Source organism: Oceanobacillus sp. FSL W7-1281, assembly GCF_037969835.1.
GTDB lineage: Bacteria > Bacillota > Bacilli > Bacillales > Amphibacillaceae > Oceanobacillus > Oceanobacillus oncorhynchi.
In genome coordinates this window covers 4,678,275-4,695,184 of the sequence record NZ_CP150214.1, presented here as the reverse complement: position 1 = coordinate 4,695,184, position 16,910 = coordinate 4,678,275, and the positions used below count along the sequence as shown (strand labels likewise).

At 31.3% G+C, this 16,910-nt stretch carries 12 protein-coding genes; 11 read left to right on the top strand and 1 reads right to left on the bottom strand.

Going from position 1 to position 16,910, the window contains the following annotated elements; genetic code table 11:
• Window positions 1-111 precede the first annotated feature (111 nt).
• The 11 genes from MKX55_RS22600 to MKX55_RS22550 all read left to right on the top strand — a co-directional run bounded on the left by MKX55_RS22600 (window position 112) and on the right by MKX55_RS22550 (window position 16,146).
• Complete coding sequence (locus MKX55_RS22600; protein ID WP_339235169.1) at window positions 112-780, top strand: ArgE/DapE family deacylase; 669 nt, start codon at window positions 112-114, stop codon at window positions 778-780.
• Between the two features lie 1,122 nt (window positions 781-1,902).
• A complete protein-coding gene (locus MKX55_RS22595; RefSeq protein WP_339181070.1) occupies window positions 1,903-4,692 on the top strand; it encodes a Z1 domain-containing protein in 2,790 nt (929 codons plus the stop codon).
• A gap of 1 nt (window position 4,693) precedes the next feature.
• Complete coding sequence (locus MKX55_RS22590; protein WP_339181069.1) at window positions 4,694-6,706, top strand: hypothetical protein; 2,013 nt, start codon at window positions 4,694-4,696, stop codon at window positions 6,704-6,706.
• 3 nt (window positions 6,707-6,709) lie between these two features.
• Window positions 6,710-7,645 (top strand): hypothetical protein, encoded by a 936-nt coding sequence (locus MKX55_RS22585; protein ID WP_339181066.1) that lies wholly within the window; start codon window positions 6,710-6,712, stop codon window positions 7,643-7,645.
• A 2-nt stretch (window positions 7,646-7,647) separates the two neighbouring features.
• Window positions 7,648-8,325 carry a hypothetical protein gene (locus MKX55_RS22580; protein WP_339181064.1) on the top strand — a complete coding sequence of 226 codons (678 nt, stop codon included), beginning with the start codon at window positions 7,648-7,650 and terminating at the stop codon, window positions 8,323-8,325.
• A complete protein-coding gene (locus tag MKX55_RS22575; protein WP_339235166.1) occupies window positions 8,294-9,679 on the top strand; it encodes a DNA cytosine methyltransferase in 1,386 nt (461 codons plus the stop codon). Before MKX55_RS22580 ends, MKX55_RS22575 begins: the two co-directional genes overlap by 32 nt.
• 264 nt (window positions 9,680-9,943) lie before the next feature.
• On the top strand, window positions 9,944-10,462 hold the full coding sequence (locus MKX55_RS22570) for a PD-(D/E)XK motif protein (RefSeq protein ID WP_339181059.1): 519 nt from the start codon (window positions 9,944-9,946) through the stop codon (window positions 10,460-10,462).
• Between the two features lie 222 nt (window positions 10,463-10,684).
• Window positions 10,685-11,677 (top strand): DNA cytosine methyltransferase, encoded by a 993-nt coding sequence (locus tag MKX55_RS22565; RefSeq protein ID WP_339181056.1) that lies wholly within the window; start codon window positions 10,685-10,687, stop codon window positions 11,675-11,677.
• A complete protein-coding gene (locus MKX55_RS22560) occupies window positions 11,652-13,166 on the top strand; it encodes a DNA cytosine methyltransferase (RefSeq protein ID WP_339181054.1) in 1,515 nt (504 codons plus the stop codon). Before MKX55_RS22565 ends, MKX55_RS22560 begins: the two co-directional genes overlap by 26 nt.
• 96 nt (window positions 13,167-13,262) lie before the next feature.
• Entirely contained in the window at window positions 13,263-14,930 is a 1,668-nt protein-coding gene (locus MKX55_RS22555; RefSeq protein ID WP_339181052.1) for an AAA family ATPase, read from the top strand.
• 1 nt (window position 14,931) lies between these two features.
• Entirely contained in the window at window positions 14,932-16,146 is a 1,215-nt protein-coding gene (locus MKX55_RS22550) for a hypothetical protein (RefSeq protein ID WP_339181051.1), read from the top strand.
• A gap of 54 nt (window positions 16,147-16,200) precedes the next feature.
• Here the strand turns inward: MKX55_RS22550 and MKX55_RS22545 are convergent, their stop codons facing one another.
• Window positions 16,201-16,620, bottom strand: a complete 420-nt coding sequence (locus MKX55_RS22545; RefSeq protein ID WP_339181049.1) for a very short patch repair endonuclease — start codon at window positions 16,618-16,620, stop codon at window positions 16,201-16,203.
• Window positions 16,621-16,910 lie beyond the last annotated feature (290 nt).

Below are 16,910 nucleotides of genomic sequence, written 5' to 3'. Positions count from 1 at the left end.
ATACTTTTCTTGTTAGGAGGGTATTGTATGTTATAGTCGACAACCTTATCAATTTACTGCTTTCCGCTTTAGATTTGAACCAGTATATATCAACGAAAGGGGAATCATACATTGAATAAAGAAGAACGTATTAAAGTATTACGAGATATCATAAAAATAAAATCGGTAAACGACAATGAATCTGAAGTAGCGGATTACTTCGCAAATCTATTCCGAAAACATGGGATAGAATCTGAGAAAGTAAAATATAGTGAAGGACGTGAAAGCCTGGTAGCCACTTACAAAAAAGGTAACGGTAAAGTATTAGGTATCAGCGGACATGAAGATGTGGTAGCGGCTGGTGATGAAAGTGAATGGAAATACCCGCCGTTTTCAGCTGAAATCGATGGGGATAAATTATACGGACGGGGTTCAACGGATATGAAATCTGGTTTGGCGGCTTTAGCAATCGCTATGATCGAAATCAAAGAAGAAAACACAGATATCAACGGTACATTGAAATTCATGGCAACGGTTGGCGAAGAAGTCGGTGAATTGGGAGCGGAACAATTAACGAAGGAAGGTTATGCAGATGATCTGGATGGGTTGATTATTAGCGAACCAACCGGCCCAGCATTGATTTACACGCATAAAGGCTCCATGAACTATACCATTGTTTCACGTGGGAAATCGGCACATAGTTCCATGCCTAAAGAAGGTATTAACTCTATCGCAAATATGAATGAATTTGTGACGCGTGCTAATGCAGAGATGCAAGAAGTTACTGACAAGTTTTTTTGAAGTTTGTTCTAATTATTTAAATAGATGTTATATTATTTACGATTTTCAGCTCCATAATCAGTGATTCAAAAATACTATAAGCAGTCAGATCACCCACAATATTCAAGATATTTTGGTTGTCTTTTAGTGTTGTAAGTTACTAGCTTTCTTTTATATCGAAAAGGTTTTTGAATATTTCTGTAATCATATTAACATCACTTGCGTTTTCCGCGTGTCTATATTTATCAGTTTCACTAAGTTCTTCCCAATAAGGAATTTCAGATGCATCAAGCCCCTTAAACTTTAGCAATTCTTCCGGTGTTAACTCCTGGATATTAATATCAATGTTTCTAATTTTAGCATCAAGATTAATTTCAAAAGGATTTGTAAAATTATTACTTACTAACCTTAAAATTAAATTAAATTTTGGAAATCATCTCATAAAACTTTATACAGGTTTCATTCTCTGTTAATGGATATAGAATTTCTTTATTTTCTTCAATAAAGATTAAATTGTACTTTGATAGGTTGGCGTGTGCTAAGAGATTTCGAAGTTTTCTAATACTATTGTTACGATCATTAAGAAAGCTATATTCTATTTGAGTAATGAACTCTTGATTTTTAAGTTCGTTCATTACAACTTTATTTCATATCTTCACAATAACTAAGTAAATTTCCATGATATCGTGAATGTTGCCATACGTAACCGATAACTTCTTGTTTTGAAAAATAAACTTGCTTCATCCCAGGTATTCTCTTTCCATAAAGTTCTTTTTTAACAATATTTTCTAATTTCGACTATGACTGTATAGCCTTTATGTTATTCCTTCATGATCTTCGGTAAGATTATCAGTTATATGAATACCTTCGTGCAATAAATATTTTCCATTATTATCAATTATAGACTATAGGAATTATTCTTTAAATTTATTCTATCTTTTTTCCAATTTGTTTTGAATAGAAAATATATTTTTAGTACAATTGAATTATATATTTTAAAAATTAATGCAATATTATTTTAAAAATCTTATATTATACATAAATTTGTTTCTTAGGGAAGAATCAATGTTGAGGATCAAGGGTTTAAAAGTATAGCTAAGTTTACGAGATTAAAATAACAAATTCAAATAAGAGGTGTATTTAATGGAAATAGCAGAATTAAAAAAAACGAGAATCATAGCTCAATTAGAAATGCTTTTTAATAAAGAAGTTGCTAAAGGGAAAGTTGATTGGAGCAATATTAAATATTTAAATACCACCACAAAAGAAGAATTACAAAATCGTCTGGATTTGCTTGTTGATATAGGAACACTTGAAGAGGGTACAACTGCAGATGAATATCTTGACGTTTACGAAGATTATAAATTACAAAATGAACAAAGAGCTGCGGCATGGGAGTCTAAAGAAATCAATGGAATTACAAATGATGACTTATCAATAAATGACTTAACAATACAAAGAAACAAAGGTTCTAATTGGTATAAATATAGGTTGCACTTAAAAAAAGATAAAGGATGGTCGGAAAAATCTGTTTTGAATTTGGAAAAATCGACAGATTGGATTTTGAAAAGACTTAATACGAAGAGGAATTCCTATGAAGATATAAGAAAAGGACTAGTAGTAGGTAACGTCCAATCTGGTAAAACAGCAAGCATGGCAGGACTTATGGCCGCAGCAAGTGATCATGGTTTTAATTTTTTTATTATCATAAGTGGAATGATAACTAACTTGAAAGCACAGACTGAAGAAAGGCTTCTTAGTGATTTAAATAGTAATAAAAATGTGGATGGGTCTCCGTGGGAAAGGGTTTCCAATATTTATAATATAAATAGAAGTCATGAACTGGCAACATTAAAATTAAATGATCATCTCAGACAAAACAAGTATTTTACAGTACTTCTGAAAAATAAAAATCATTTAGAAGGTCTTATAAAATGGCTTAAAAAAGATAAAGAAAAATTAAAAAAGATGAGTGTATTAATTATTGATGATGAATCTGACCAGGCTGGAATTAATACTAAATCAATGGACTTTTCATCAAATGAAGAATATGACAGGTCAGCTATAAACAAAAAGTTAATAGATATTGTTAATTTTGAACATGAAGGTAAAAGTTTTAAAGCTATGAATTATATAGCATATACAGCTACGCCATATGCAAATATTTTAAACGAAAATGAGAATAAAAGTTTATTTCCACATCATTTTATTCACAGTTTAAAACCTGCTGCAATTTATATTGGTCCGAAACATATATATGGTAATCCTGTAAATACTGAGGAGTATAAGAGTTTAGACGTACTTAATCTTATAGAACGTGACGAAATAGAACAAATTAAAGAAATAAATGATTTGGTCTCTTTGCCTGCTTCTTTAGAAAGTTCTTTATTATGGTTTATGTTAGGTTTATCAATGATAAGGAGAAATAGCTTAAAAAAACCAGTTTCTATGTTGATTCATACTTCTCAGAAGACGTCAGATCATGCTGAAATTAAAAGGCTTATAGAAGGATGGTTCAATAACGTTTCGAAAGAACATTTTATAAAAAAATGTGAATCTGTATTTCAGAAGGAAAAACATAAGGTATCTAAAGCTAATTTTTTCGAGATACTTCCGGAGTATGAAATCGGTATAAAAATTGATGTACCTAACATAAACTTTAAAGATTTAGAAGAAGAGTTGGAATATATTTACGAGAATGCTTTAGACAGCATCAAACTTTTTGACGAAGATAAAGAGTTTTCTAAAGGTATTCATTTATGCGTGGATAACAGTAAAAACAATCAAGTGATAGATAATGAAAGCTTACGTCTTTCATATCCCAATCAAAGGCAGCTGCAGGAAATGGATAAAGCTCCTGGATTTATAGTTATCGGAGGGGCTACTTTATCACGGGGGTTGACCTTAGAAGGGTTAATCTCAACTTATTTTATACGGACAACTAAAATCGCAGATACCTTAATGCAAATGGGAAGATGGTTCGGTTATAGAATTGGATACGAGCTGATACCAAGAATATGGATGTCTAGTGATAGTTTAGAAAGATTCAGGTTCTTAGTCGAAGTAGATGAAGAATTAAGAAAAGTTATTGACAATTACAATAGTTTGAATAAAACACCAAAAGAATACGGAATGGAGGTTACAAATTCTCCTGATTATAATTTTATGTCGATCACGGGAAGGAACAGAGCTCAAGCGGCGCAAGAAATCGAAATTGATTTTACTGGGTATAAACCGCAGGATATTAATTTTACGAATGATCGGGAAATGTTGAGAAGTAATCAAGAATTGACTGAATCTTTCTTTGTCGACCTAGGGTCGTCCCAAGATAATTATGCAAATAATAGTGTTTTTTGGGAGAACATCTCTATAGATAATATATTTAAGTATTTAAGAGAATTTCAATTTAATTCAAGGACTGCTGCGTTTAACAATATTGCAGCAATAGAAAAGTGGTGTAAAGAAATAGGTCTTAAATCTTGGAATGTAGCTGCAGCAGGCACACAAAAAAATGAAAGCAGCGACAAAACCTGGACAGTTGACGGTAAGTATTTATTAAAAGCAAACCGTTCTGTGAAAGGGGATACTATTAAGACAGAAGATGGTAAAGAAATTATATCAATTGGAGTATTAAGAAACCCCAATGATTTTATAGCTGATTTTGATACTAAACCAGAATTCAGTAACCTATCCATGGAAGAAATAAGAAAGGTTTCAAAAAACAAGAACAAGCCATTATTGATAGTATATAGGCTAAATAAAAATTATGAACCTGAAACAACCAGTAATAATAGACAAGCACTTAATTTCTCAGAAGATATAACGGCCCTTTCTATTATTATTCCAGGATCTGGGGGCAATAAACCGAGAGGAAAAAAACTATCTATTACGCCGCAGAATTTTGATGAAGATTTAGAAGGAGAAGAAGATTAGAATGGAGATAGAAATCTTACAAAATGACAGGATGGCTCAAGATGGACACTCTATCTTGAGGTCTTTACAAAATGATGAAATACATCCTTTAGATTTGCTTGTCCGTGAATTTACTCAAAATAGTTTAGACGCTGCTTTAAGCAAGGAAGATGGTATAAAGTTGCTGATTGATACTGGAACATTTAGCAAAAGAAGCTTTTTGGAAGAAATTAATGGATTTAATTCTATCTTTTCGGATGTTTTTAATGGTGATGATTACAAATATTTATCTTTGACTGATATGAAAACGGAAGGGCTTACTGGAGAATTAATTTTTGAAAATATAGATACAGACAAGTTGGGGAACTTGACCAAACTGGTTTATTTATTAGGAGCTAATCAAGAAAAACAAGGAGCAGGTGGATCCTGGGGGTTGGGAAAAACTGTATACTTTCGAATAGGTGTAGGCTTGGTTATCTATTATACACGAATAAAAATTGCTGAAGGACGATATGAAGAACGATTGGTAGCAAATATGGTGGAAGACCAAAAAAAAAATAAAAACTTTTTGTTAGCTAAAGGCAGAGGTATAGCTTTTTGGGGAGAAAAATATCATGAAAATAAAACAAAACCCGTAACTGATGCTAATTACATTAAAAACTTTTTAAATATATTTGAATTAGAACCATTCCATGGTGAAGAAACAGGAACAAGGGTTATTATACCTTTTATTGATAAAGAGAAACTTATGAAAAATTTAGAAGGTAAAACAAACCTAATCTTTGATGATGGAGAGTTTAGTATCGAATATTATCTGGAGAACGCGTTTAAACGTTGGTATTTCGCTAAGCTCGATAACCATTATTCTAATGTTGAAAATCCAATTCAGCTGTTTATAAATTCTAAAGGAATTGAAATTGAGTCATTTGAGAACATATATAAAGTATTGCAGGATTTATACAACGCTGGTCGAAAAAGTTTTGCACTTAAAGATGACAAAACGAAGGGACAGCTTACTAAACTGGATATAAACATTAGAAGAATTGATATTAAGCCTAGAAACAAAAGACTGAGGGCAGGTAATCTTGCGTATACTATAATCTCTAAACATTTCATTGACAAACAATTTTCTAAACCTTTTAGAGAACTGTTGGGTTTTTACAATGATAATGAAACAGAAGAACAAAATATAGAGTCTAAGAATCTATTATTTACTTTTTTAAGGAATCCGGGGATGGTAATAAGATATGAAGACTTTGGAGAGTGGACAAAGAATATAGAACTCCCCAATTCAAATGAAAGGTTAATTGCTATCTTTATTCCTAATAGTAATGTTGCTTTGGAAGATGCGAGAAACGAGTTGGGGGTAGAAACAATAGAAGACTATTTAAGAAAATGTGAACGAGCTGATCATAGTGAATGGATGGATATTACTTTGGCAAGTACTCAATTAAATATTATAAAAAGAATAAAAAATCAAGTGAACTCATATTTGAAGAAAGAAATAAATAGTCAGACATTTAAAGGTTCAATTGCTAATTCAACAATAGGAAGAGTTATAGGAAGCAGAATTTTGCCGCCAATGGTACCGGGAAAAGCACCTCAAAGAAAAGACTCAAGGGGAAATAGCAACTCTCGAATATCTAAAACTTCCGCAAAATTGACATTTAAGGTAACACAACTAATTCAAGATGGCAATGATTTAATAGCGATGTTTAAATTGATTCCGAATACTGACAAAGAAACAATCTATAAAATAGATTTTTCTCTTACTATAGAATCTGAAGAAGGATCAGTTGGCTACCAAGTATGGGAGAATGAATTTGAGACTGTATTTCCTTTTGAAATGATTGATATTAACATTAATGGAAACTTTGGAGGAGAAAATTTATTTTCAGAGAAGTTTCGGACCGTATACGGATATCGAATAAACAAAGCAGCTATTACTGGCGAAATAACAGGTGAAATAAAAATAAGATACAGGGACAGAAATTTCATACCTGCTATTGAATTTAAAGGAAACAAGGTGAGCTAGTCTATGAGTGGTATGCTTGTTAAATGGTTAGATGATGATCTCTTTAAACAAATAGGATATTCTTTTGGAGAAAAAGAATTTTATTATTATTCTGAGTCAGAAAAGATATATTTAGAAAATAGTCAAGAAGAATTTAATGATGAAATAAATAGACAAGAATTCTTATTTAATGGTGACCCGCAATGGAATCCTGAGTACCATAATTTTATGCTAAACTACACTTTTGTCTTGAATAATCCGGATTTTTTGTTTGGAGTAGAAGGATTAACAGATGAACAAAACATATTAGGAGTGGCAATTGTTTGGAAAAGTCGAGATTCCAGCTATACTGACGTAAAAAAAATAGGACGCTTTAAAAAAAATGCTGTACAGCAGCAATTTGATATCAATCTTAATTTTGAACCTTCTTCACTTCGAGGAACTATAGAATTTAATATTGTTATTTATCTGGATGCAGCAGTTAATCGAACAAATTTAGTTCAAATAAATGAAGAGGGAGCAATTTTAGGTAAACTAGAGAATTTTCTGGTTCATCTCGATGGAAATGGAGCAGATTTTCCAATGCAGGAATTTGAGGATAGACAAGGGCCACTTTGGAAGACTGATATTTATATTGAAGATCCTTTTCTGGATTTATTTAATGTTGATCATTTTTGTTTATATATTAATAAGGCTCATAAAAGATATAAAGAGCTTAGTATAGGAAACAAAGTGAACTTTAACAGGTTGTTGATTGAAATAATCAGTAGTTCATTTGAACAGCTGGTTTATGTTTTAAAGTTTGAATTGGATACTTTAGATGCAATTTTAAATAGAGAAAGTGATGTTGGAACAATAGCAAGCGTGATTCAGTATTATTTTGAAACATACGAATGGGACTCTTCTAATATTACTAATCTATCAGAGAGTATCAGAGAATCATTTGAAAGTAGGTTATAATTATGGTTGCTCCTCTAAAAAATATAACTAAAATTAATGCAAAACGATTATTTGAGAATTTAGATGGAAACAAATTAATTCATTATAAGACACAGTCAGATAAATCTGAAATTGCTGAGGATCTTACTGTGATTTATGAGAAGATACTTGAGGAAATAGGAAGTATAAAAAACAATTATTATAAGTTTGATTTGCTCCTTGCCCTTGATTTATATGAATTATTAATAGAAAAATACAATGTTAGAATTAGACAGGCTTCAAATATGCAAATGTGGTACGCACTTCAATTGATTGAAGTACCGCATATTGTTTATGCAAGATGGGGGTTAAATGAAAGTAGGTTTGTAAAAACACCACGCAGGGTATATTTCTGGACGTTGTGGTGGTACATTCATATTTCGTGGCAGGGGAGCAAAGAAAAGACATATAAAATACTTAAACAAAATAACACTGATACTTTAGTGCAGATGGTAGAACGTATCGGGAGAAATGGATATAGGATAGAATTATATAGGAAAATAATGTATTACCATGATCAATTCCGTCAAAGATCAGAAGGTAGGGACTTGATAAGGAGAGTAATGAAATTAAATACAATTAAGTGTAAAGTAATTGAGCCAGAACTATATCATGGAGGAATAGACCAGTATGCAGCAGATTTATTCAAATATTTCAAGTGAAATAAAACTTCCTGAAGTAATTGATTTATTTTCAGGATGTGGGGGATTGGCTCTTGGCTTCCAAATGGCTGGTTTTCAAATAAGCAAAGGATTAGAATTGGATAGAGATGCTGCTGAAGTTGCTTCTTTTAATTTGCACTGGAGGAAAGGGAATAGAGAAAGTCATATAAACGACGATATAACTTTACTAAATGCAAATAATTTTTATAAAGGCATGGATAAAAGCAAGGGGTTAATGGTAGTCGGAGGACCTCCCTGTCAAGCATACTCTAAGATTGGAAGAGCAAAACTTAGGTCTTTAGGTGAGGACCGGTGGCAAGAGAACGATGTAAGGGGAAAACTGTATGAGAATTTTCTTGATTATGCTTTATATGCGGATGCAAACATAATAATAATGGAAAATGTCCCTGAAGCTGTGAATTATGATGGTGTTAATATTCCTGACAAAGTATGTGAAATACTTATTGAAAAAGGATATGATGCGATATGGACCATATTGAATTCAGCTGATTTTGGTGTACCGCAAACAAGAAAACGTTTATTTGTCATGGCCATAAAAAAAGATATTGGACATATTAAAAATATACCTGTACCAACCCACAGACCGATTAATGATGAGTGTGTAAAAAAAAATCTGCGTGATCGTCAGTTAAGGTCTAGACTAAGTAGCTCTAAATATTTTAAAAAACCGCTCATTCCGGAAAGCGGACTCCCTAAATGGGTAAATGTGAGCGACGCTTTAACAGACTTGCCAGATCTATTTTTGGATTACAAGCAAAAATATAAAAATTATAAGCCTATGATGCTGAAAGAGTATAAAACTTCCCCTCAAAATGAGTTTCAGAGATTGATGAGAATAGACAATAAAGTAGATAAAGTGACTGGCAATATGTTTAGAAATACAAAACGGGACTTTCCTATTTTCGCTAAGATGCTAGAAGGTGATAACTATCTTGATGCTCATAATATAGCAATATCAATTTTAACAAAAGAAATGAGAAAGTTAGGGATTACTAAAGAAAATACAGATGAATACCATTTGCTAAAAGAAAAAATTGTTCCGCCTTATTCGACTGAAAAATTTATTGGAAAGTGGAAAAAATTATCTTTGAATAAACCGTCACATACATTAGTGGCTCATTTAAGTACTGATACATATAGTCACCTACATCCAATAGAGCCCCGGGGAATATCTGTAAGAGAAGCTGCCAGATTACAAAGCTTTCCCGATGATTTTTTGTTTAACTGCAGTATGGGGTCAGCTTTTAGACAAATAGGAAATGCTGTTCCTCCTTTATTGGCAAAAGCAATTGCTGAAGCAATGAAAAAAAACATACAGGAGGCTTGTTTGTGAATTATGTCAAATTGTTAAGAGACCAATACAATTTATCCAATCTTCATGCAGGACCATATTTTAATTTAGAAGCTATTAATAATTCCAGTTTTCTTATAAAAAGGAAATGAATTTATTAAATCTTACTACACGTTCACAAGACTATCTTAATCAGTTTATAATGGTTGCTTCTGACTTTGTAGACTTAAATAAACGTAAACTTTTAAATAAGGAACGATTGGAGAGACCGTTAGGTAATACAATTGTAGAAAAACCTTTTACAGTGTGTTGGCAGAATTGTTAGTTTTAAATTATCTACAAAAATCAAATATTGTGAGTAACCTAAAATGGGTTGGTTACAAAGGAAGTACCTACGATATAAGTACGCAAAATAAAGAGATTGAAGTAAAAGCATCTCTTAATAAATTTGATAATTCAATTACTATTTCTAATCAATATCAGCTGTATGCAGGCTTAACTCATGAGATATATGTTTTAAGATTTGAAACTTCTCATAATGAGATTGGTATAGCTATAGATGATATTGTGAAAGAACTGAAAATGAACGGGTACCCGGAAAAAGAAATAGAGAATAGGTTGGATACGATAAATCTTTCAAAGAATTCAGCTATCCGCAGGCAAAAATTTATTTTATTGAACTGTAAAAAATATGACCTTAAAGATGTAACACCATTAACTGTCGAAAAGGCAATGAATAATTTTCTTGAATTGGACTTAGTTAAAAAAATTACCGTTGAGATTGATTTGGCTAATATTAAGAATGAAGAAATAGAACTTTGTTAAATTTAGTTTTAAATTATTCATAAAAACGAATAAAAGAGTGTACCAAAATGATATAAATTTCGTTTAATATGTATAAAAAGATTAAAAGACTGATCTACTTGTGAAAAGTCACCATTATATATAACTTGCGAACATACATTTGTAGTGGTAAATTTAATATAAATGTATAATTTTTATTCTTACGTAGTAAGATTTTATAATATAATGGAGAGAAAATTAATTATGGATAATTTAAATACTGTAAGTCTTTTTTCGGGAGTAGGCGGATTGGATTTAGGTTTTATAAAACATGGTTTTGAAATTATATGGGCTAATGATAATGATAAAGATGCTGTGAAATCATATCAGGCTAATATTAGTAATGATATAATCTATGGTGATATTAATGATTATTTAGAAGAAATTCCTAACCATAATGTTTTGATAGCCGGATTTCCTTGTCAACCATTTAGTATGATGGGGAACAAACAAGGGTTTGTAGATGAACGAGGCACATTATTTTTTACAATTGAACGTATTTTGGCTAAACATCGTCCTAAAATTATTGTTCTGGAGAACGTTCGAAACCTGCAAACCCATGATAATGGAAAAACCATAAAGAGAATGTTAAATATTCTTGAGGAAAAATTAAATTATAAAGTTCACTATAAGGTTTTAAATACTGCAGATTTTGGGGTTCCCCAAACACGCCGTCGGGTTTTTATAATTGGGTTTTTAAAAGACGAATTTGGAGATAAAGCAAATAAATTTGATTTTCCTCAACCCTGCGAATTAAATAAAAACGTTTTTGACTTATTAGATGAAGAAGTTGATAAAAAGTATTTTCTTTCTGAGAAAATATTGCCAACAATAATGTCTCATGGTACAAAAGGTTATTATTCTAAGTCTGAAATTAATTTATCAATTGCTAAACCCTTAACTGCAACAATGCATAAAATGCACCGTGCTAATCAAGACAATTATTATGAAGACTATAAGAACCGTATTAAATTCAAAGATTCTATAGAACGGCCGATATCATCTATACGAAGATTAACTCCAAATGAATGCCGTAAACTCCAAGGATTTCCGGACAATTGGAGTTTTGTGGTTTCTGATACTCAGTTGTATAGACAATTTGGCAATGCTGTCTCAGTGAATGTTTCTGAGAGTATTGCTAAAAGTATAAAAGATTTTTTAGGAGATTATTATGAACCAGGAAACAGCAACTTTTAAAAGATTTTCAAATAATGTGTTTGACAGAAACCTTTTGTCAAATAAAGAATATAAAGAAATGATCGATAATTTTATTACAACAGTTTCTTTATTAACAAAAGAAGAGAACCGTATCACTTGTAATGAACCTCAAATTATAAACTGTATGATAGAATTTGGTATTATAGATTCTGAAGAGGGTTTCTTAGAGATAAAAAAGCAATTAAGCAAGGAAATGTTTGAGAAACTCCAGGATTCAATTAGTATTGTTATTAACGATAATCTGTTAGAATATGATGAAATTGCTAAGTATAACAAAGCTTATCGTGTAAAGATAATTGAACAGGAAGATCAAAATAAACCAACGTTAGTGGATTTATTTTGTGGAGCCGGCGGATTGAGTTTAGGGTTGACCCAGATTGGGTTTCGGGTCATATTTGCTAATGATATAGAAAAATCAGCTCTAAGGACATACTCTTTTAACCACCCTGAAATTGATGGTAAGCGAATTACTATGGGCGGGATAGAAGATATTGCTTATAATGTAAATGATTATATAAATGAATCAGTGGACCTTATAGCTGGCGGACCGCCGTGCCAAGGGTTCTCTAGCGCTAATCGCCAACGAATTATTGATGATCCGAGAAATATACTGTATAAGTACTATGTTGAATGTGTAAAAAGATTAAACCCTAAATTTTTTATAATGGAAAATGTTAAAGGGATGAAGAATGTAGCGGATCAAGTCGTTGAAGATTTTAATACTAACTTACAGATTGGTTATGAGATTGATTATGAAATTTTAAATGCTAAGTACCTTGGTATTCCACAAAACCGTGAACGGCTAATTTATATAGGAGTACGGGAAGACGTTAAAAGAAAGCATAATATATGTGCAAATAAAATATTTCAATTACTGAAAAGGAGTTATAAAGAAAAGTTAAATATAATGGATGCAATTAATTCTTTAAAACCTTTAGAAGCTTCAAGAGCAAAAAACTCTACTGAACTGGGTGACGAAATCTCAGGAAATAAAATATCAAGTGTGAATACAAAATTTGAAAATGAATACGTGTCAAAAATTAATATGGATAAAAAAATGAATTTAACTTTTAATCATAAGGCAAGATATAATAATGATAGAGACATAGAGATATACAGTAGAATGTTACCGGGTGATAAGTCAGACAGCCCAAGGATTGCAGATATTATGCCGTATAAAAGCCGCAGTCATATGTTTAAAGATAAATACTATAAATTGATTCCAAATATACCATGTAAAACGATTACAGCACATATGAAATTCGACTGTAATATGTATATTCACCCGTATCAGGCTCGAGGATTGACTCCAAGAGAAGCGGCACGTATTCAATCTTATCCGGATGACTATTTTTTTCTTGGAGTTTATACTAAAACCTACCAGCAAATTGGTAATAGTGTACCTCCTCTTATGGCACGAGCATTAGGAGAAGAAATAATAAAATATCTACAAACTGAGACAAAATAAAGAGCTTTGTGATTTAGGGCTCTTCTTAGTTTTAAGCAGGCATAACAGGAATATAATTATTTAGATATAGAAGTAATTATATAGAGGGAGGAAAAAATGTTTGAACAAGAATTACAAAAGATTAAAGCGGCGCTGAAAGATACTTCAGATATCGAATTAAATAATGAATATGATGCTCTGCTGGTAAAGCCGCTTGCATCCAGTAATTTATTGCATGAAAACCGAAACTTTTCAAAAACAAAGCAGTCTCATATAGCTTTAAGCGGTAAAGCTAGTCAAGATTTCTTTCCTTACGTGGACATATATCATTATACAGATACGGAATTGAATGACCAATCAATGAAATCTTTTTATGTATTGCAAGTACCGGTAAGCTTAAATAAAAAAAATATTGATTACGCTAATGATGGAAATATGGACTTTAATTTTAACTTGGACGGTTTTGAAGAGGCGAAGGGTTCTGTTAAATTAAGTCGTCCGGGAGCTTCTCCGCAAATAGAGCTTGGTAATACTTCAACATCAGATGATATATTCCGCCGATTTCGTAAACTATTTTATGAGAATGATGTGTTACTGATTTTAAAAGAAAAGAAAAAGGTTAATTATGAAGCATATATAATTAAGTCAGAAGACGCTGCAGAATTTGAATTAAGTGACACAACAGAATTTGCACCAAACAGAAGCCAGTCCACAATAGTAGACTTAAATGCTATTACTCCTGAGAGTGATGGAAACAATGAAAAAAGCAGTATAATAGGAAGTAATATAATTTATTATGGCGCGCCAGGTACAGGAAAATCTTACGGTGTAACAAAAGAAATAAAAAAATACTATCCAAGTTTTGAAAATGAATCTAATTTAGAATCACGTTTTATTTTTCGTACCACTTTACATCCAGAGTACACATATAGTGATTTTGTTGGGCAAGTTATGCCAAAGGTACAAGGAGATTCAATAAAATATGTTTTTACGCCTGGAGTTTTTACAAGAGCACTCTCTAGAGCTATAGAGATGGAAGGAACTGATCAGCCTGTTTTTCTTGTACTGGAAGAGTTATCTCGTGCTAATGTTGCTGCAGTATTTGGAGATTTGTTTCAGTTATTGGACAGGAAAAAAGGTGAGTCGGAGTATTCAATTTCTAATTCTTTAATAGCTAAAGAAGTTTACAATCTTAGCCAAGAAGAAGCTGATAGTGATGATGGCAATAAGAAAATCTATTTGCCTAATAATTTGTTTATTTACGGTACTGTTAATACAAATGATCAGAATGTATTTGCTATGGATACAGCATTTAAACGTCGTTTTGATTGGAAATACATTTCAACAAAACCTGTAAAATCAGAAGATGGGATCGAATTGAATAATCCGGTTATTTCAATAGGCGGTCAAAAAGAAATTAGATGGTGGGACTTCTATCAACGATTAAATGAGCATATTACAAGCGTAATGCAGTTGGGTGAAGATAAACAAATAGGGCAGTTTTTTATTAAATTTAATGAGAATAAGAAAGAAAATAATTCAAAAGTTCAAAACAAACTTCTTCAATACTTATGGGATGATATTGAACAAGCTTCTTTTACGGAAGAGAAGCTTTTTGAAAATATTTTAAACTTCTCTGATTTATATGAAAAGTATGAGAATGATGAAGAGATTTTTCATTCAAAGTTCTTAAGTTCATTAAATTTGTATAGTAAAAGGGATATTGATGATGAATCGGATGATTTATCAAAATCTGTTCAAGATGTTGTTCCTAAGGAAGATTAAAATGAAGAGAATAGATAATCTTGTTTTTCAAATAGATGGAGAAGTAATTGACCCTAAAATAATAGAAAAGTTTAATTTAAGGGGCTTTTCCAGGAATTTACGTTTTTCTTATAAGCTAAATGCTGAAGTAATCAATTTTGTAGGATTTATTATTAAAAATAAAGAGATGTTAGTAGTGTTACCTAAACATTATGCTGGAAAAGGAGATTTATTGGATTATTCTGATGTAAAATTACTTTTTCAAATTTTATTAAAAGAGCAATCAAAAAATGTAAATAAATATATAGGATCTATTAAAGAATTTGAATCAAGTTTTCCTTTTAAGGCTTTCTACTCAATTTATAATTACTACCAGATGTATGGGCTTTATAAAGAAGATGAAAAGGTAATAAAACCCGGATATAATGGGAAAATTTCCTGGAAAGATACAATTAGACACTCAAATAATGTTATAAGTAATGGTAACTTGATTTATATTCCATTTTTTGTGCAAGAAACAAAAAATAGACAGGTATATCTTAGTGAATGTATGGCCTTTGCTATTAACTATACCCTTAGAACATATCCATATTTCGTAAAAGGAACTATTTTGAAAGGGCAATTTAGTAACTTTGATTTTTTGGGTAATCGTAAACATGTAATTGATAACCTAAAAAAAATATATTCTGATATGTTTAGTGACAAGAATAAACGATTAGTAAAAGATTTAATTGATTTTTACTCGAATCTTCCGCAAGGCGGCAATATCAAGATTGTGCATTATAACTTTGAGCTGGTTTGGGAATCAATGGTTGAAAAATATTTAAATGATTATTTTAATGATCTTGGAGAAAGTGGATTGCAATTTGAATATAAAAGATATGAAAACCAAACAAATCATTTTACCAAGAAAAAATTCAGAGTTGATGAGGCGCATCCAAATCATAGATTGGAACCCGATCATTATTTGTATACTAATAATATCCAATACATTTTTGATGCAAAATACTATTCCCATATTAATGAATTAAATTATAAACAAGTAGCTTATCATGCACTTCTTAAGAAAAAAGCAAAAAGAACATATAGTGCCTTATTATTACCCACGAGCGGGGAAAACCGATCAAGAATACATTTTGAATTAGCTAAAGAGTTTTATACAACCCCTGAAGGATCAATAGAAATCTTTGAGCATTATTTAAATATAAAAGAAGTTATGGAAAATTATTTGGATTGAAATAAAATTGTCAAATATAGTTTTAAAAACTTTATTTGACAATTTTATTTTGAATTAAGAATTCTTCTGCGCATAATTTATGAATGTTACTAAATCTCGTATAACTTTTTCTAAGTCATTTTTTATTTCATGTTCCCAAACTCTTTTTACGTGCCATTCTCTCTTTTCATAATGCTCGTTTACTTCTTTATCTCGTTCTTTGTTTCGTCGAAGTTTTTTCTCCCAAAATTCTGTGTTACTTTTTGGAATGTTGCCGTGTAAAGGACATTGATGCCAAAAACATGAGTCAATAAAGATTACTACTTTATATTTCTTTATTGAAATATCTGGTGAGCCAAATAAATCTTTAGAATTCTTTCTAAAGCGAAATCCTTTTTGCCACAACTCTTTTGAAACAATGGATTCTAATTTTGAAACAGATTTAATTGCTTTCATATTTTTTCTTCTTTGCTCTTTGGTCATCACATCGGTCATAATATTGTAACTCCTTTCATAATTTTTAATCATTGTGCCCCAACAAATTCAAGACACGGAAAACGAAATAATTCCCCCAATCTTATATAATGTTAGTTGACTACAAATCCACTATTGAAGGAAAGGATCAAAGGCTTCCTCTTACTTCTGATTTTTTCCAAACATTGGATGCTGGTTACGATTTCGAGCACAGATTCACCGCATGGGGGGAACAGTCTATCATTGCCTGTAATAAGCGAAATGAAGGTTAAGTTATCGGAGACGATAAACATTTTTCCCCAACCGGTTTA